Source organism: Verrucomicrobiia bacterium (genome assembly GCA_035574275.1).
Classification (GTDB): Bacteria; Zixibacteria; MSB-5A5; order DSPP01; family DSPP01; genus DSPP01.
Window position 1 is genome coordinate 42,414 of record DATLYY010000007.1, and the last position, 17,607, is coordinate 60,020.

At 55.6% G+C, this 17,607-nt stretch carries 14 protein-coding genes and 1 pseudogene; 13 read left to right on the top strand and 2 right to left on the bottom strand.

Annotated elements, in window-relative coordinates; translation table 11 throughout:
- Positions 1–7: 7 nt before the first annotated feature.
- The 8 genes and pseudogenes from VNL73_01570 (at position 8) to VNL73_01605 (ending at position 8,789) form a co-directional block, all read left to right on the top strand.
- Entirely contained in the window at positions 8–940 is a 933-nt protein-coding gene (locus VNL73_01570) for a hypothetical protein (protein HXF48099.1), read from the top strand.
- The gene (locus tag VNL73_01575; GenBank protein ID HXF48100.1) at positions 915–1,253 is read left to right on the top strand and encodes a roadblock/LC7 domain-containing protein; all 339 of its coding nucleotides are present in this window, start codon (positions 915–917) and stop codon (positions 1,251–1,253) included. Before VNL73_01570 ends, VNL73_01575 begins: the two co-directional genes overlap by 26 nt.
- Before the next feature lie 8 nt (positions 1,254–1,261).
- A pseudogene (locus VNL73_01580) lies at positions 1,262–1,837 on the top strand (ADP-ribosylation factor-like protein).
- A gap of 504 nt (positions 1,838–2,341) precedes the next feature.
- Positions 2,342–2,827 carry a roadblock/LC7 domain-containing protein gene (locus VNL73_01585; protein HXF48101.1) on the top strand — a complete coding sequence of 162 codons (486 nt, stop codon included), beginning with the start codon at positions 2,342–2,344 and terminating at the stop codon, positions 2,825–2,827.
- Positions 2,828–2,871: 44 nt separating this feature from the next.
- Positions 2,872–4,566 (top strand): type IV-A pilus assembly ATPase PilB, encoded by a 1,695-nt coding sequence (gene pilB, locus VNL73_01590; protein ID HXF48102.1) that lies wholly within the window; start codon positions 2,872–2,874, stop codon positions 4,564–4,566.
- A 50-nt stretch (positions 4,567–4,616) separates the two neighbouring features.
- Positions 4,617–5,696 carry a type IV pilus twitching motility protein PilT gene (locus VNL73_01595; GenBank protein HXF48103.1) on the top strand — a complete coding sequence of 360 codons (1,080 nt, stop codon included), beginning with the start codon at positions 4,617–4,619 and terminating at the stop codon, positions 5,694–5,696.
- 15 nt (positions 5,697–5,711) lie between these two features.
- Entirely contained in the window at positions 5,712–6,911 is a 1,200-nt protein-coding gene (locus tag VNL73_01600) for a type II secretion system F family protein (GenBank protein HXF48104.1), read from the top strand.
- A 114-nt stretch (positions 6,912–7,025) separates the two neighbouring features.
- The gene (locus tag VNL73_01605; protein HXF48105.1) at positions 7,026–8,789 is read left to right on the top strand and encodes an ATP-binding protein; all 1,764 of its coding nucleotides are present in this window, start codon (positions 7,026–7,028) and stop codon (positions 8,787–8,789) included.
- A gap of 90 nt (positions 8,790–8,879) precedes the next feature.
- On the opposite strand, the gene VNL73_01610 is transcribed toward VNL73_01605, so the two are convergent.
- Both VNL73_01610 and VNL73_01615 read right to left on the bottom strand, forming a co-directional pair.
- Complete coding sequence (locus tag VNL73_01610) at positions 8,880–10,562, bottom strand: DUF4900 domain-containing protein (GenBank protein ID HXF48106.1); 1,683 nt, start codon at positions 10,560–10,562, stop codon at positions 8,880–8,882.
- 25 nt (positions 10,563–10,587) lie between these two features.
- Complete coding sequence (locus VNL73_01615) at positions 10,588–11,472, bottom strand: prepilin-type N-terminal cleavage/methylation domain-containing protein (protein ID HXF48107.1); 885 nt, start codon at positions 11,470–11,472, stop codon at positions 10,588–10,590.
- Positions 11,473–11,771: 299 nt separating this feature from the next.
- Between VNL73_01615 and VNL73_01620 the strand changes: the two genes are divergently transcribed.
- The 5 genes from VNL73_01620 to VNL73_01640 all read left to right on the top strand — a co-directional run bounded on the left by VNL73_01620 (position 11,772) and on the right by VNL73_01640 (position 17,441).
- Complete coding sequence (locus VNL73_01620) at positions 11,772–14,111, top strand: sodium-translocating pyrophosphatase (GenBank protein HXF48108.1); 2,340 nt, start codon at positions 11,772–11,774, stop codon at positions 14,109–14,111.
- 351 nt (positions 14,112–14,462) lie between these two features.
- On the top strand, positions 14,463–15,320 hold the full coding sequence (locus VNL73_01625) for a hypothetical protein (protein ID HXF48109.1): 858 nt from the start codon (positions 14,463–14,465) through the stop codon (positions 15,318–15,320).
- 39 nt (positions 15,321–15,359) lie between these two features.
- Positions 15,360–15,581, top strand: coding sequence for a hypothetical protein (locus VNL73_01630; protein HXF48110.1), 222 nt, complete (start codon positions 15,360–15,362; stop codon positions 15,579–15,581).
- A gap of 200 nt (positions 15,582–15,781) precedes the next feature.
- Positions 15,782–16,027 carry a hypothetical protein gene (locus VNL73_01635; protein ID HXF48111.1) on the top strand — a complete coding sequence of 82 codons (246 nt, stop codon included), beginning with the start codon at positions 15,782–15,784 and terminating at the stop codon, positions 16,025–16,027.
- The gene (locus tag VNL73_01640; GenBank protein ID HXF48112.1) at positions 16,011–17,441 is read left to right on the top strand and encodes a tetratricopeptide repeat protein; all 1,431 of its coding nucleotides are present in this window, start codon (positions 16,011–16,013) and stop codon (positions 17,439–17,441) included. The genes VNL73_01635 and VNL73_01640 overlap by 17 nt, the downstream gene beginning before the upstream one ends.
- Positions 17,442–17,607 lie beyond the last annotated feature (166 nt).

A 17,607-nucleotide genomic window follows, 5' to 3' on the forward strand; every position in this document is an offset into this window, starting at 1 on the left:
AGCGACGATGTCAAAAGAACTTTCCAAAGCGTTGATTCTGGTTTTTTTGTTGGCCGCCGTTCCGATGATCTTCCATCCGGCCGACTTCGGCCTGGAATACGCCGGGTGGGCCGGCCCCCGGCTTCTGATCGCCGAGGCAATTTTCTACTTTTTGGTTTTCTTCTGGGTCTTTCCGGAAGCCGGAATGGGAAAAAAATTCGGCTTTGCCCTCGGCACGCTCGCGTACCGCCTTTTTGCCGGGACGGTTTTGGGCATTTTTTTGGCCATCACCCGCTCGATCCCGCTGGGTGCCGCCCTGCAGCAGGGATGGTACGGCTATTTCCCCGGTTTTCTTTTGATGAGCATCATTACCCCGTTTTTGCTGAAGGGCATGTGGGCCGCTTCGCTTAAAAAGCCTCGCGCCGCCCGGCCCCATGAGCCGGCCGCCCGTCCGGAACCCTCGGCTTCTTCCGTGATTCCGGTCCGCTCCGAAACGGGCCGGCCCCGCCACGAACCGGCGCCGGCGCGCCACGATTTGCGGGAAATCAACTTTGACGACGCGTTGGCCTACATCGGGGAGCAGAAAGGGGTTTCGAAGGCCTATTTGGTTGACGAGGAGGGGCTGGTTTTGGCCCGCTTTGAGGCCGGCGGCACCTGGGAAGATGAGCTCTGGGCGGCTTGGGGGCTGGTTTTGGTTGAAAGAAACAAAGAGCTTGCCGCCCGGGTGGACCAGTCAAATTTTTCGGCCCTCGAGCTTTCCACCTCCGCCGGCAAGGTGTACGTGCAAAAGGTCTTGGATTTCTATTTGGTGGCCGTGGTCGAGCCCCATGCCGACGAGCTGTTGAACGTCCGGCTGGTGCGGGCCTCCGAAATGATCAAACGCCACTGGCAGGAGAAATATGAACCGGTTTTGAAAACCAATCGGGAGGGACACCATGTACCAGATCTTAGAGGAGCTTAACCGCACCTCCGGCGTCACCGGCAGCATGCTGGTGGGGCAGGACGGCATCGTCATCGCCGCCGATTTGAACACCGGCGTGGAGGATGACACGGTGGGGGCCTTGGCCGCCGCCATCACGACCAATGTGCAGAAGTCGCTGGAGCGCTTGCGCCAGACGCCGATGAAGCAGGTAACCATCGAGGCGGAGCGGGGAAAAATCTTTCTGGCCGACGTGGGAAAGGGGATTTTGGTGGTGACCACCGATCCCCGGGTGAACATCGGGCTGGTGCGGCTGGAGATTAAAAACGCGGCCTCGCGCCTGGCACTGATGTAAGGCAGACGATGGTTTCCATCAATTACGCGTTCAAGGAAATCTCCTGCAAGATCGTCTATTACGGTCCCGGGCTTTCCGGCAAGACCACGAACTTGCAGTACGTTCATAAAAAGGTGCCCCAGCCGACCAAGGGGGAGCTGATTTCGTTGGCGACGGACGCCGACCGGACCCTTTATTTTGACTTCCTCCCGATCAATATCGGGTCCGTGGCCGGTTTCACGACCAAGTTTCAGCTCTACACGGTACCCGGACAGGTGTACTACAACGCCACCCGCAAACTCGTTTTGCGGGGGGTGGACGGGCTGGTTTTCGTGGCCGACTCCCAGGAATCGAAGATGGAGGAGAACGTCGAGAGTTTGAAAAATTTGTTGGACAACCTCCAGGAGTATGGCTACAGCTTGAACGAAGTGCCGATGGTCATCCAGTACAACAAACGGGATTTGCCCGGGGCTTTGCCCCTGGATGTTCTGGAGAAAGCGTTGAACCCGAACGGACTCCCCTCTTTTGAAGCGGTCGCGGTGAAAGGGGACGGGGTTTTCGACACGCTCAAGTGCATCATCAAAATCGTATTGGAAAAAGCCCGGGCGAAGTCGGAGACGGGGTCCAAAGCCTCCGAAACTGCACCCGCTCCGATGTCGGAGCCGGCTTCGCCGCCGGCGAGGCAGTCGATACCGGAACCGTTGGAAAGTGGTAGCGAGGAACGGCCCGCACCCCCGCCGCGGCCCAAAATGGAACCGGTCGGCGTCCAGTCGGACTGGTCGGTCCCCACGGCTTCGGAGCAGTTTCGCCCCGTGCCGGGGCTGTCCAAACCGGCCTCCGCTCCGGCGCCCCTGGAAGGACACCGCCCTGTGGTCGTGCCGGGTGTGCGTCAGACCTCGGGTTCGGAAGTGGAGCAACGGGCTCGCCAATCGGTCGAACGCCCCAAGCCTTTGGCCGCAGCCGAGCGGCCTTCCCCCGCCCGGCCGGAATTGAATTTGAAAAACCGCCCCGTTCTGCGCCCCAGCGAGCTGGCGCGCAGCCGGAAGGAAGAAAAGAAAAAAGGTTTTTTTTCGCGTCTGTTCGGGCTCTTTAAAAAGTAGGAGGGAATCGTGGACGAAAATCTGATCCTCTACGAAGAGGAAATAAGCCGCATCGACAAGGTGCTCTCGCGGCTGATCAAGGGGGCGGAGGCCAAGTGCGCCCTCCTGGTGGACAAAGACGGGCATTTGATCACCCGCCAGGGGTTCACCCATTCGCTGGACACCACCGCCTTGGCGGCGCTTCTGGCCGGCAGCTTTGCCTCCACCCGGGAGATCGCCCGGCTGGTGGGGGAACCGGAGTTCTCCGTGCTCTTTCATCAGGGGAAGCGGGACCATATCCACATTTCACTGGTCGGCGAGCGAACCATTCTGGTGGTCATTTTCGACGACCGCACCACCATCGGCATGGTCCGGCTTTACGCCAAGGAGGTGGGGGATGAACTCGCCTTGATTTTCCGCGAGGCGAAGGAGAAGGCCAAAAAATCGGTCAAGCCGATTTCCAGCGAATTCTCCAATCAGGCGGAAAGCCGCCTGGACGACATTTTCAAGGATTAGCACCGTTTTCCCCTTAAAGGGGCAGGGCGCAAAAGGAGGGTTTTTTGACGGCCGAATTGGGGGCCTTACTGGTCAAAGCGGGCAAAATCACGCAGCAGCAGCTCGCCAAGGCCTTGGAAATCCAGAAACAGACGAACGGCAAGCTGGGCCAGATTCTGGTCCAGATGGGGGCGGTTCCGGACGAAAACGAAATTTCCGAATTCGTCGGGCGCCAGCTCAACATCGGGGCTTTGCGTTTGTCGGATTTGGAGCTGAACCCGGAGGTGGTCAAGCTCATCCCGCTGGATATCGCCCGCAAGTTCAACGTTATCGCCATCTCGAAATTGGGCAAAACGCTGGTCGTTGCGATTTCCGACCCGAACAACATCTACGTTTTGGACGCCATCAAGTTCATCACCGGCTGCACGGTACAGCCGGTCATCTCCCCCGAAAAGGCGATTCAGAAAGCGATCGAGACCCAGTACCAGGACTCCGGCGGGTTGAAGGAAATTCTGGACAAAATCGAGGGGGACAGCCTCGAAGTTATCGACAGCGGCGAGGAGACGATCACCGAGCAGGACCTGCAAAGCCAGGTGCAGGACAAACCGTTGGTCAAACTGGTGGACCATCTCATCGCCGATGCCATCCGCAAGGGGGCTTCCGACATTCATATCGAATCGTACGAAAAACGAATCCGGGTGCGCTACCGCATTGACGGCGCCCTGCAGGAGATGGCTCCCCTGCCTTTTCGTTACCGGGCGGCCATTGTCTCCCGCGTCAAAATCATGGCGGACCTGGACATCTCCGAGCGGCGGCTGCCGCAGGACGGACGCATCAAGGTGAAAATCGGCGACCGGACGGTCGATCTGCGCGTCTCCGTTCTGCCCACCATTTTTGGCGAAAAAGTGGTCATGCGTATTTTGGATTCCAAAAGCTTGATGGTCGATCTGACCCGGCTGGGGTTCGAGGAGCAGGCCTTAAAGCAGTTCGAAGCGGCCATCAATCAGCCCTACGGCATCATTCTGGTCACCGGGCCGACCGGCTCCGGTAAAACCACATCGCTTTACTCGGCCTTGAAAACCATCAACACCACGGACATCAACATTATGACCGCCGAGGATCCGGTGGAGTTCAACTTCGACGGCATCAACCAGGTTTTGGTCAAGCCGGACATCGGGCTCACCTTTGCCGCCGCGCTACGCTCCTTTTTGCGCCAGGACCCGGACGTCATACTGGTTGGTGAGATTCGCGACGGCGAGACGGCGGAAATCGCCATCCGCGCGGCCTTGACGGGGCATTTGGTTTTCTCCACCCTGCATACCAACGACGCTCCTTCTTCCATAAGTCGACTTATCGATATGGGGATTCCGAACTATCTGGTGGCATCGGCCACCAAGATGATCGTCGCCCAGCGGATGGTGCGCAAAATCTGCCAGTTCTGCAAGGTAGAGGTGCCGGTCACCAAAGAGGTGCTGTTGAAACTGGGGGTAACGGAAAAAGAGGTGGGATCGTTCAAGGTTTTTGAAGGGAAGGGCTGTCAGGAGTGCGGGCAGACCGGTTATTCCGGCCGAAGCGGCATTTTTGAGGCGATGCCGATCACTCCGGCCATTGAAGAGATGATCTTAAAACAGGCCTCCACGGCGGCATTGCGCGAGCAGGCGATAAAAGAGGGGATGCTGACTTTGCGGATGGCCGGTCTGATGAAAATCAAGCAGGGGCTCACTTCCGTGGAAGAGGTTTTGGCGGAAAGCTCGGTCTAAGCGCTTCAGAAGCAACGCATTTTGCCGATACTCTTTAAGGAGGGAAAATCGTGGTCACGTTAAAGGATTTACTGGATTTGATGGTAAAAAGAGGGGCCTCCGATCTGCATTTGACCGTCGGCACGCCGCCCCAGATACGGGTGGACGGCAAGCTCACCAAGTTGGAAGGATACGACATCCTCACACCCGAGGAGACCAAAAAGCTGGCCTACAGCATTATGAACGAAAAGCAGCGCCAGCGCTTCGAGGAAAAATCGGAACTGGATTTGTCGTTCGGCATCGAGCAACTTTCCCGCTTTCGGGCCAACGTCTTTGTGCAGCGGGGGAATGTGGCGATGGCTTTGCGCCAGATCCCGTTCAAAATCCGCAGCTTTGAGGAGTTGGGCGTCCCCAAGGTGGTATCGGAATTGGCCAATTTACCGCGCGGGCTGGTTTTGGTCTGCGGCCCGACCGGCAGCGGCAAATCCACCACGCTGGCGGCTTTAATCGATAAAATCAACCGGGAGCGGCGCGATCACATCATCACGGTGGAAGACCCGATCGAATATTTGCACCGCCACCAGTCCTGCCTGGTCAACCAGCGGGAGGTCGGGGCGGATACCCAGACCTTTGCCTCTGCGTTGAAATACGCCCTGCGGGAGGATCCGGATGTGGTGTTGATCGGCGAGATGCGGGATTTGGAAACCATCGAGGCGGCCTTGACCATTTCCGAGACCGGACATTTGGCTTTCGCTACCCTGCACACCAATTCCTGTGCAGAAGCGATCACCCGTATCGTGGACGTTTTTCCGACCAATCAGCAGGAACAGGTGAGGGTGACTCTTTCCTTTGTTCTGCAGGCTGTGGTCTGCCAGCAGCTTTTGCCCAAAATCGGCGGCGGCCGGGTGATGTGCATGGAAATCATGGTTTGCACGCCGGCCATTCGGGCGCTCGTCCGGGACGATAAAATTCATCAAATTTACAGCCTGCTTCAAGCCGGGCAGAAGTACGGGATGAAAACGATGAACCAGTCCCTGGCGGAGCTCTATCTGGCCCGCAAAATCACCCAAGGGGACGCTTTGGCCCGCTGCTCCAACCAGCAGGAGTTCGCCGATCTGGTCGGGCGTAAAATGGAACTGGCGGCGGTCTAACACAGGGGAGAAGCGATGCCGGTATTTGAGTACAAGGGAAAATCGATGGGGGGCGCCGCGGTAGCCGGCGAGTTGAAGGCCAAAAACCGCGCCGAACTGGAACGGATTCTCCGCTCCAACCGGATTCTGGTCACTTCCGTGACCAAAAAAGCGTCTGAAATCAAGCTTCCCACGTCCAACCGTATCCGGAAAATCGACATTTCCCGTTTCACCCGGCAGTTCGCCACGATGATCGGGGCCGGGCTGCCGATGGTGCAGTGCTTGGATATCTTGGCCCAGCAGATGGAATCTCTGGCTTTTCGCAAAATTATCGCGGAAGTGCGGGATTCGGTCTCTTCCGGTTCCACCCTGGCGGAGGCCTTGGGAAAGCACAAAAAAGTTTTTGATGAACTGTACTGCAACATGGTTGAAGCGGGAGAGGTCGGTGGCGCATTGGATACCATTCTGGTCCGGTTGGCTACTTACCGGGAGAAAGCGGACGCTTTGAACCGCAAGGTAAAAGGGGCGATGGTCTATCCGGCGGTCATTATGATCGTGGCCGCGGGCGTTACCTTTGCCATGCTTACCTACATCGTGCCGATTTTTGCAAAGATGTTCGCCAATTTGGGGACGGAACTGCCGGCCCCCACGCGGATGGTTTTGAAAATCAGCAACTTTATCCGGGATTTTTTCTGGTACGGCGTGACCTTGCTCGTGGTCGGTGCCTTCGTCTTCAGCCGCTGGATCAAGACGGACAAGGGGCGGCTGGCTTTCGACAAGTTTAAACTGAAGATACCCTTGATCGGGTCCTTGATCCGCCGCACGGCCGTAGCCCGGTTCACCCGGACGCTGGGCACTTTGATCTCCTCCGGTGTTTCCATTCTGGACGCGTTGGATACGACCGCAAAGACGGCTGGCAACCGGGTCGTGCATGACGCCATCAAAAAATCGGTTTTGTCGATTGCCGAAGGGGAAACCATCACGCAGCCCCTAAAGGAGTCGGGCGTTTTCCCGCCGATGGTAATCCAGATGATTTCCGTGGGGGAAAAAACCGGCGGATTGGATGAGATGCTGCAAAAAATTGCCGATTTCTATGACGAAGAGGTGGATGCCGCCGTTTCGGCCTTGACCTCCATCATCGAGCCGGTCATCATCCTTTTTATGGGTGTGGTTATCGGCGGCATTCTGATTGCCATGTATCTGCCGATGTTCGACATCGTGGGCGCCATCAAGTAGCGTTTGGCAACCCGAAAGCCCTTCTCCCGTTTGGCAACAACAGACCGGATAAGGGCTTTTTTGTTGGGTTTGCTTTGTCGGGCCGGGCGGAGCTCGGCCGGAGCGTGAAAGCAAGTGAGTTTCCTTAAATTCAAACTGGAAAAGATTGAAAAGGGTGACGAGGCCCGCCAGAGGCTGTTCTTCGTTCTCGGATTGCGCCTTTTGGTTTTTCTGGCGCTTCTGGCGGGATTGGTCGCCGGCACGCGCGTACCTCCGGAGCTTTTTTGGCCCCTCGTGGCGTACGGCGTTTTTTCGCTGGGCTTTCTTTTTCCGCTCGGCTGGAAGACGCCCTTGGCACTTTCGCGCAGCTGGATGTATTTCTACACCGCCCAGCTCATTCTCGAAGTGTGCTTGGAAGGGGCTGTTTTGCGCTACACGGGGGATTTTTCCAGCCCCTTTTCGGCTCTGTTTGTTCTTTCCATCATTTCCGCCGCGCTCATTTTCCGCTTTGCGGGAACCCTGCTTTTCTCCACGCTTTCGGCGTTGGTCTATACGATTGCGCTGGCGGTGTCGGTCGCCGGAGATTTCCACGGGCCGGAGGTCCTCCTTAATTTCTGGGTGGCGCTGTTTGCGTCCCGGAGTTTTTTCGCAACTTATGTTTTAAACCTTTCCGTTTTCTATCTAACCGCCCTGACCGCCGGGTTCATAGCCCGACGGCTTACCCAAAAAACAGAGGAACTGGCCCGCGCGGCCCGGGAACTCCGCCAGGCGCGGCTCGATTCCGAAGAGGTTTTGCAGACCATGAACTCCGGCGTTCTGTCCGTGGACCGGCTGGGAAAAATTCTTTTTGTCAACCGCACGGCGGAGGAGATTCTGGGACTTTCGGCCAAGGAACTGCTCGGCCGGGACAGCCGGGAGGCGTTGAAGGCGCCGGAGCTGGTGGAGCGGCTCTTTTCCGCCCTCTATTTTTTGAAGCCGGAGAACCGCTCCGAAATCAGCATCGTATCCAGCAAGGGGCGGTTGATTCCCTTGGGAATCTCCACCGCTTTATTGGGGGAAAAAGAGACCGGCGTCCGCGGGGTGGTGGCGGTTTTTCAGGATTTGACCCAGGCCAAATTGATGGAGGAAAAAATAAAGGAGCAGGAGCGGTTGGCGGCCATCGGGGAGCTTTCCGCCGGCATTGCCCACGAAATCCGGAATCCTTTGGCCTCTCTTTCCGGATCGGTGGAGGTTTTGAAAAACGAACTGGTTTTAAGTGCCGAACAAAGGACTTTGTTCGAGTTGATACAAAAGGAGGCCACCCGGCTCAACTCCATCATCACCGACTTTTTGTTTTTCGCCCGCACCTCGCCCCCCCGACTGGAACGGTTAGACGCGGCCAAGGTAGTCCGGGAAACCGTCGAGCTTTTGAAATCGAATCCGGCGTATCGTTTTTTTGACATTGAGTTGAAACTTTTGGCTCCCAACGTTTGGGTGCAGGGGGACGAGGGGCAGTTGAAGCAGATTCTCTTGAATCTGGCGGTCAACGGGTTGGAGGCGATGGAAAAAAATCTTTCCGAATCCCCTACCGGTATTTCCCGCGGCCGGAAGCTTTTGATCGCCTGCGGCTACAAGGCCCGCCGGCCGGAAAGCGATCCTTCCCCGTTTGTTTCCGTTGCCGACGAGGGGAGGGGAATGTCTCCCAATTTGCATGCCAAAATATTCCAGCCCTTTTTCTCCACCAAAAAAAGCGGCACCGGGCTTGGGCTGCCCATCGTCCAGCGGCTGGTTGCCAACCTTGGCGGTGCGCTCGATTTTACCTCCGAGCCGGGCAAGGGCACGACTTTTCTCCTTTTTCTGCAACGGCCTGAAGTCAAGAAAGAGCTGCCCTTGCCGCAATTGGTAAAGTCGTTCCAATAAATGGTGACATGGGGATAGGGATTCTCGAAAGAAGTTTAGAGATGACAAAAAAGCCCCCGACGTACGTCGGGGGCTTTTTCTTTGTGGACGTTATTCCGCGGCCCAGCGGGAAACGTTGAACGAGGCCAAGTCGGACAGATAGGAGGGCCGGGTTGGGAAGAACGGCGGGGCGAAGCCGGTGGCATAGCGGTTGTCGTACCAGTAACGGCGGGAATAGCCACCGGAAAGTGCGCCGCTGCCGTTCAAGGTGCCGACCGTCTGTGATTGGTACTCGATAATCCCGCCCAAAAGTTTCACCGTGCCGTGCGGGTTGGACAAATCCTGCGAACCGAACCCGCGGTTAGTACCGCTGGCCATGATAGTGGCATGGACGTTGATGTTGTCCGGCGCGCCGGTACCGAGCTTGACGTCGCCGCCGGAGGAGAATAGCCCCAGGGTGACCGTGGCGTTCGGGTCGATGTCCGGAATCGCCTCGGCCAAAGTCGGGTCGGACAGAATGGCGCCTCCCGAGTCCTTGAAAATGGCCCCTTCGTAAATCAGGTCGTTTTTAATCAAGATGTCCCCGGTGGTGGCGAGAGTCAGTTGTGTTTGAGCCGCCACGGTGGCCGTAGTGCGGGAAGTACCTCCCAGCCAGTTGACCGCACCGGCCACAAACAAGGCGCCGTTCGGCACGCCGCTGTAGGTGGTGCCGTTCAAAATTGTCTGGCGGTTGGCGTAGTCCACCGTCAGGGTATAACTGCTTCCGCCTTGCGCAAAGCGATAAATCTGTTCCCCGTTGGAGCCCCGCGTCAATTTGAGCGAATCCAAAGTTCCCTGCACGTAAATGCCGCCCGTGACGTTGGTGGTGCCGTTGTTGGCCACATATACCCCGGTAGGCACCGCGCCGCCCCCTCCGAGACCTAATCCAGACCGTATTTCGTTGTTGTTGGGAGCCGTGGTATTATTAAAATCACCGCCAAAGGCCGCCCGCTGCTGGCTGTAGTTGTTGGTCGGCAGGGCCACCGTGGGGACGCCCCACTGGCTGCCGCCGTTGAAAACCGGGTTGGCGTTGTTGATGCGGGAACTGGTGGCATAGGAGCCCCAGGAGGAAGTGAACGGCCCGTTGAAAATCGGCGAACCGGAAAAGCCGGGTTTGCCGTTGGTATGCACCGGCCCGTTGAACTTCTCCCCGCCGGCAAAGTAAAGCTGACTGCCGGAGGTTGAAGTGGTCAGGTTACGGAAAAGGGCATATTGGGCAAATGACGGCCGGTCCAGATTGATGGAAAACGAGCCGGCGATGGTGTTGTTTTTCTGGTTGAAGCCGAGCGCCGGGTCGGCGTATTTCCCCTGCGAGGTTATCGTGTACTTGTAGGTAAACGTATACCCCCGCGAGGTGACTGCCGTGTCAAACGGCACGATGGAATATTTCAACCGGTAGGATTCCCGCCCCCCCATATAGGCGGCGGCCTTGAAGGAGTCCTGCGGGAAGCGATTGTTAAAGTTGGTGATGTATTTGGTCAACAGCCGCATAGGGTCGTCCAGAAAGGCAATCGCCGTATCCCGGTCGATGACGTAGCCCCCGATGCCGTTTATGGCGGTTCTCAAGTCCCCCTGGGCCGCCGCCAGCCCGCCTTCTGCGGTGTAAAATGCCTTGGCGTCGTTTTTCTGGTTGACCGCGATATTGGTCTCCGTGTCGGACGTCAAAACGGCCGCCAGCCCGATTAAGCTGACCATCAGGAGCAACCCGACGGCCACAATCAGGGCGATGCCTTTTTGGTTTTTAAGCGTTTTCATTGTGATTGCCTCCATTCCTTTTCAATTAGAGAAGGTTCAAATTGCGCAAATGTACTTCGGAAGTCAGCGTCCGCAGGCGGAAACCGCCGTCGGACGGCCAGTTTGGATCCCGTTTTTGGGTGCGGCTCTGCACCAGAATCTGCACATTCTGGATATCGCGGGCGTCCCGGCCGGCGGCCACAAAATCGGTCACCGTGTCAGGTGTTGCGCCACCCAGGATGTAGACGAACTGCAAATCGACGATGTCTTCGGCATAGATCTGGGGGGCCTGGCCGTTACGCACCTTCATCAGTTTGGGATGGGCGGGGTCGGTGGTGTTATCGATGTAGTATTTGGCTTCTTCCATCACCAGAACAAAGTCTCCCGGTTTCGGTTCCCCCTGCAAAACTTCGGCATGGTGGATTTCCTGCCAGCCGTTGCCGGGATTGTAGGAAGTGTTGGTCAAGGTAAACCATTCCCCGGAAGGTTCGCCGGGTGAAGGGTTGAGGTGGACCAGGTAAACCTGCTGCCCGATGAAGGGGGTAAAACAGTTCACCGTGTCCCGCGTGTGGATGGGGCGGGACTGTTGAATTTGAGTATGGTCGCCGACCGTGATGATGCAGCCGGTTTTGTTGTACCGGACGAGAATGGTATCCGGGTTGGCATCCACCGCGACCACCGGAGCAAAACCGGCGGGGATTTCCGCCCCGGCCGCCATGATGTTCGTGGTTAGCTCATCCAGCGCAATGCGGCTATTTTGCTGGGCGTTGGCGATTTCTTCCTGCACGGAATAAACCTGATGCTCCCGGCCGTAGAATTGAAAGGCGGCCAGGCTTATGATGGACAGCAAGATGGCGGAGACTAAAAGTTCCACCAGGGTGAAACCGCATGATTTTCGGATTCTTGCGAGCACTTGAATTCTCTTTTTCATATTCGCTCCTTCGTCTTTCACGGTTTCGCAAGGGGTGTGCCCGTTATTTTGGTAAAATTCCCCAAGGGGGACAAGGACTTACCTGGGCGCAAGTTTGGGGGGGTGTTTTTTAATATGGGAACTTTCCCATAGCCTTCCCGTTGTAGGCGCGCAAGTCAGCTCCAATCATAAATGCGGGGGAAGGGCAGCAGTCGCTGTTGTGAAAATCTTCACAATTTTGGCTTGCCAAAAGTTTTTGGGCGCATATATTGGACGGCCTTTGAAAATCGGAAACAAACGCTCGAAAAGGAGAGAGAGGAATGTCGAACTTGTTTAGAAAACTGGCCGGCTGCACCCTTTTGGCCGTTTTTGTGCTGGCCCCGGCCGTCGTTTTCGCCGGTGAAGGGAATGTGGTTTTGCCGCCGTTTGACCGCTCGGTGAATATCGCTTTGTATCTGGTCTTGTTTTCGGCCGTGGTGGCGCTGGCCTACGGTGCCTACCTCATCCGCAAGGTTATGGCGCAGGAGGAAGGTACGGCCAAAATGATAGAGGTCGCCCGGGCCGTGCAGGAAGGGGCCAAGGCGTATTTGACCCAGCAGATGAGGGTACTGGCGGGCTTCATCGTTCTTCTATCCATCATCATTTTCCTGGTCTATTCCAACGTTTATAAAATGGAGGATGGTGCCACCAATTGGAAGTTGGTTTGGGGCATTGCCGTCGCCTTCTTTCTCGGTTCCTGTCTTTCGGCGGCCACCGGCATCATCGGAATGTCGGTTGCCGTGCGCGGGAACGTCCGCACGGCCAACGCCGCCCGCACCTCTTTCAAAAAGGCCTTGGAAGTGGCCTTCGAAGCCGGCACGGTGACCGGAATGTTCACGGTCGGAATGGGGCTTTTGGGAGCCACCATCATCTTTATGATTTTCAAAGAGCATGCCATGCAGGTTTTAATCGGCTTCGGCTTCGGCGGCTCCTTGGTCGCTTTGTTCATGCGTGTCGGCGGTGGGATTTACACCAAGGCCGCGGATGTGGGCGCTGACCTCGTAGGCAAAGTGGAAGCCGGCATTCCAGAAGATGACCCGCGCAACGCTGCCACCATCGCCGACAACGTGGGGGACAACGTGGGGGACTGCGCCGGGATGGCTGCCGATTTGTTCGAGTCATACGAAGTGACACTTGTCGCCGCCATGATTTTAGGGGCCGCATTTGTTCAGTACGACCCGGATTTGGCTTTGAAAATGATTCTTTTCCCGCTTTTGGTGCGTGCTGTTGGCGTTTTCGCCTCCATTTTTGGCGCAATGTCGGTACGCGGGCAGGATCGGGATGATTTCAACCCGATGCGCCCGATTCAAAATGGTTTTGTGGTCGCCGCCATCATTTCCACCATCGGCTTCGGATTGGTGAATTACTTTTACATCCAGGGCCCGCCGGGATTTTTCTGGGCCACCTTCTCCGGAATTTTGCTGGCCGTGATAATCAGTTACCTGACCGAATACTATACCGCTTTGGAATACTCCCCGGTCAAAGAGACCGCCAAGGCGACCCGCACCGGGCCCGCCACCACCATCCTTTCCGGCTTTGCGGAGGGGCTGGAATCCACTTCCGTGGCGGTTTTGGTCATCGCCGTCACCGTGGTCACATCATTTTTGATATTTCGGAATTTCTCCGCCGATGCGGGGGCCAATCTGGCGATGGCCGCCTACGGCATCGCCTTGGCAGGGATGGGGATGCTGACCACCACCGGTATCATCGTCTCGATGGATACCTACGGGCCGATTTCGGACAACGCCAACGGTATTTTTGAAATGTCCAAGGTTCTGGAGGAGGACAAAAACCCAAAGGCGCACGCCATCGTTCACAAACTGGATGCCGTCGGCAACACCACCAAGGCAGTGACCAAGGGATTCGCCATCGCTTCGGCCGTCGTGGCCGCCGTGGCCCTTTTCCGCTCCTTCACCTCCGACGTGGATTTGCTGGACCCGGCCTTGAATTTCCCGGCGCTTGGCATTCAGGTGAATCTGCCCTTCGTTTTTGTCGGTCTTTTGATCGGCGGGGCGATGCCATTTCTTTTCTCCTCGATTGCCATCCGCGCCGTCGGCCGGGCCGCTTTCCTGGTGGTGGAAGAAGTGCGCCGCCAGTTCCGCGAGATACCGGGTATTATGAAAGGGACGGCAAAGCCGGAATACGGCAAGGTGGTCGCCATCACCACCGCCGCCGCCCAAAAAGAGCTTTTGGGGCCGGGGCTTTTGGCAATTTTGTCCCCCATCATCGTCGGTTTCTATCTCGGCGTGGAAGGCCTGGGCGGCTTTCTGGCCGGCATCATTTTGACCGGTCAGCTCTTGGCCGTTCTTCTGTCCAACGCCGGCGGAACCTGGGACAACGCCAAAAAACTGGTGGAACAGGGGATGTACGGCGGCAAGGGTTCGGAAGCGCACAAAGCCGGCATCATTGGCGACACGGTGGGGGATCCGTTCAAGGACACCGCCGGGCCTTCGCTCAACCCGCTCATCAAGGTGATGAACTTAGTGGCGCTTTTGATTCTGCCCTTAATCGTCGGCCCAAGCAAACTTTCCAACGCGCTCGCCGTCGGCTCCGCCTCGGTGGCCTTGGTCGTTCTGATTATTTTCCTTATCCGCTCCAAGCGGGCCGCGCAGACGGATTGAAACTCTTTTGCCTTACTTGAGGGGCGCGGCTCTCCGCGCCCCTTGTTTTTTGCCTCAACTGTCAACTTTTGGACACCAAGTGTCAACTTTTTTGCATTGACGGGCGTTTGGTTTTCCTCTCATTTTATTCCCGTATGCTATGGCAGGAGCGTAACTGGGGTAGAGATTTTTGGGGAAATAGCCGCATCATAAACCGCAACCTCACCCGGCTTGGCAACCGGGGGAGATCTCTTCCAGCCTCCGTTCGTGTGAAAGGAGGTAGTTTATAACCTAAAACAATCCATTTTGAGTGTAAGTGAACAGCATTTTGTTGGACCGAACTTGACCCGTTTCTTGGAAAGGAGCAGGTTTATGCTATCCAGATTCCGCTTGACACAAACTTTCAAAGGGCTTACTCTTTTTGTGCTTATGTCCTTTATTTTATCCGTTTGGGCAGGATGTTCGGATACTAAAATCACGGGTACAGATGTGCCGTTAGTCAGCTCAGCACCGGAATTTTTAGGGAAAGTTGATACGGCCGGGTGCGAACAATGTTCCGCCAAAAAAGAAGTGGATAGTGGTACACCAAACAAGATCGGATTGTTTCTTGCAACCGATCGTGGCGACGATGGAACAGAGTCGGAGCCCGCGCCGCCATATTTGGTGACCGATGGACCGGAGCTCCAACTTTTGGTGGGGATGGCCAATGGCAACCCCACGGTAGCCGCCGCAAAGGCATATTTGATTGCCGGCGGGTTCTATTATGCTCCTTCAGTCGCAATAGGGGTAAGAGATCATTACGGTGGAAATGAAATCGTCTATCTGCCATTTGGTGTGTTTTCCGACCCCAATACAGCTGCTTATCTCATTTATGCCAATTCACAAGGCCAAAGCGCTTCCGCCGTTGGTTATGTAAAAGCCACCAATACTTATCCAGGAAATGGGTACGAATACTGGACCACCTTCCAGACGGATGATGGTTCGTATAAACAAGTATGGGTTAAGACAGTAAGCCTGACTCCCATTGGAGGTAACACAGTTGTAACCGATTGCAACGCTCGATACTGGAAGTGTTTTTTGGGTGGAGCGCTGTTAGGTTGCCGCGGAGCTACGCTTCGGTGTCTGATAATGGGGCCGGCTACGCTGGTTTGTGCTGCCACAGGTTGCGCATTCGCTATGATTCCCGCTGCGTTGGGTTGCGGTGTTCGTACCGCTCAAGGATGCCAATAATAAACGGAATGGTGTAACTTCGGAAAAAGGAGGAAAAAGGTGAGCAATTCTAATTCCAATTTCAGAAATGGAAGGCAACTGCTTATTTCGCTCATTGTGGCTATTATTGTGGGTGTTCTCTGGGGTTGGTTAACCACGATTAAGGCACTCGACGAGTGGTGGCGGTACTTCACGTTTGGCCTCCTTATTTCCGAGATTTATCATTACGGCTACTGGATTCCCAAACTCAAAGCCGAAGGGAAGCTTATCATTAAGAAATAAATTTTCGTTCCGTTGCAAGGCCGCTTCATTGAAGCGGCCTTTTTATTTCCTAAACTCACAATCGCCTTCCTAAAAAAGCACTTGACAAGCTCCTAAAGCACCTTATATATTTTTTCCGATATTAAAAGTAGAGCCATAGACCGAAAGGAGTGGTGATTGTGCGTCCGCTGGCCTTTAAATTTTTAACCCTTGCGTTAACCATGTTCCTGCTCCTTTCGTTTTCCCTTTCCGCTTTCGCCTTGCCCCTCCGCTATTGGCTGGCCACTCGGGATGTGGATGAACAACCGTACCCGGCGGCTTCCCGCAATGCGACCTATTTTGTGGTTCTGAAGACGACGTACGGAATTGTGTTAATACCGGTTTTTGTAAAATCGGGCAAAATCTCAAACGCCATTACCCCGGAAAAGTCGGGTTTTTCATCAGGGAAAAATGAAATCCTCGACTAAACGGCTCTCCGTACTGTCCGAAAAGCTTAGAAAGACCAATTCCCTGGTCAAAACGAACAAGTTTCAGGAAGCGCTTGCGGAATTAAATTCCTTGTCGGATGCTTTTGACGCAACGGATTTCTCCGAAGAGCGGGCCCAATTTAATTATTTGCGCGGACTTGTCCTCTGGCGGTTGGGAGAAAAAAAGCAGGCCTTGGAGCCAGCTCGAAACGCTTTGAAGTCCTATTTATTTCTGAAGAGTTTCGTGGGAGTAGCCAAATCGCAAAGTTTGCTTGGGTATGTTCTTATCGATTTAGGCAATTTAGAGGATGCGGAAGAGCATTTGCAATTGGCGGTTTCCAGTTTTAAGCTGGCGAACGATTGGTCGCAGGCCGCCAGGGCTTTGAACCGCATCGCTTACCTGTACAGCATTCGTGGAAAGCTGGACTTTGCAAACTATTTCAATGACCAAGCCCGAACCTGCGCCGTTAGGGCCAACGACCGGTACTATGAGCAGTTGTTAGGGTGCAGTCGCGCCGTTCATTGCCGGTTGGCCGGGGATTGGAAATCCGCCCTTGAAAAGTTGGATGATTTTTTGAATCAAAGCAAAAAGGCCGCGGACTACTTCAGCCATGTTTTCGGATTGATTAACGCGGGTCATGCCAAATTTCTTGGCAATCTTTTGAAACAAGCGCGGGATCATTATTTGGAAGCCATCCGGGTCGCAAGCCGAGAGAATTTGATAGGCAGTTTGAAAGTCGCCTACGAATTTTTAGCCGAGCTGGATATTGCCGAAGGGCGGTATGCCGAGGCGGAGGAGAACCTCAAAAAGGCGCTGGAAATCGGCGAGCGAGTCTCCCCGTACGGCACCATTATGACCCAGTGCTGGCGCTTGATGGGGGATTTGCGGCTGGCCCAAAAAGAATACGATCGGGCCATGGAGGCCTACGCCACTTGCCGGAGCTACTTGATTAAACTGCCCGAGAAACTCGAAGAAGGTGCGATGTATCGCGGGATGGGTATCTGCCACATCCGCAAAGACCAGTTCTCGCTGGCGCAGGCGGCATTCAAAAAAGCGATTGAAATTTTCGAGGCGTGCGAAAACGATTGGGAGCTGGCAAAAACCTACGTGGAAGCGGCCGAGTGCGGGGCATTTGCTCTGGCCGAACTCCGCTCCAAGCTCGCCTGGGCCAAGGGGATTTTCCATGAACTGGAACACCCTTCTTGGGAGAAAAGAGTGGAGGTGCTTTTGGGGCATTCTGAACCCTCCTCGAACGGAATCCCGTTACGCTTGGCCCACGAAATGGCCGACCGCCAAAGAGTCACCCAGGCCCTTTTCGAAACCGGAGGAAACATCTCCCACGCGGCCGAAAAGCTGGGGATTTCCCGCCCGGCCCTGCACTACAAAATCAAACGCTACAAATTGGCGGTATAGCCCAACTGTCAACTTTTTGACACCAAGTGTCAACTTTTTTACGTTGACCCCCTTTTATATTCCCTTTCATATTACCACCGGTTTTGGAAGCGCGTCCCTGAAATGGGACTTCGGGGGAATGCCCATTTGCCCCACGCCTCCTCCGGCAGAGCCGCTCCACCCTTTT

Excerpts from the sequence above, each read along its gene's own strand:
- VNL73_01575 (HXF48100.1), top strand. The coding sequence starts at position 915 with ATGTACCAGATCTTAGAGGAGCTTAACCGCACCTCCGGCGTCACCGGC.
- VNL73_01635 (HXF48111.1), top strand. The coding sequence starts at position 15,782 with ATGTTCCTGCTCCTTTCGTTTTCCCTTTCCGCTTTCGCCTTGCCCCTC.
- VNL73_01600 (HXF48104.1), top strand. The coding sequence starts at position 5,712 with ATGCCGGTATTTGAGTACAAGGGAAAATCGATGGGGGGCGCCGCGGTA.
- VNL73_01610 (HXF48106.1), bottom strand. The coding sequence starts at position 10,562 with ATGAAAACGCTTAAAAACCAAAAAGGCATCGCCCTGATTGTGGCCGTC.
- VNL73_01620 (HXF48108.1), top strand. The coding sequence starts at position 11,772 with ATGTCGAACTTGTTTAGAAAACTGGCCGGCTGCACCCTTTTGGCCGTT.
- VNL73_01615 (HXF48107.1), bottom strand. The coding sequence starts at position 11,472 with ATGAAAAAGAGAATTCAAGTGCTCGCAAGAATCCGAAAATCATGCGGT.
- VNL73_01570 (HXF48099.1), top strand. The coding sequence starts at position 8 with ATGTCAAAAGAACTTTCCAAAGCGTTGATTCTGGTTTTTTTGTTGGCC.
- VNL73_01625 (HXF48109.1), top strand. The coding sequence starts at position 14,463 with ATGCTATCCAGATTCCGCTTGACACAAACTTTCAAAGGGCTTACTCTT.
- VNL73_01640 (HXF48112.1), top strand. The coding sequence starts at position 16,011 with ATGAAATCCTCGACTAAACGGCTCTCCGTACTGTCCGAAAAGCTTAGA.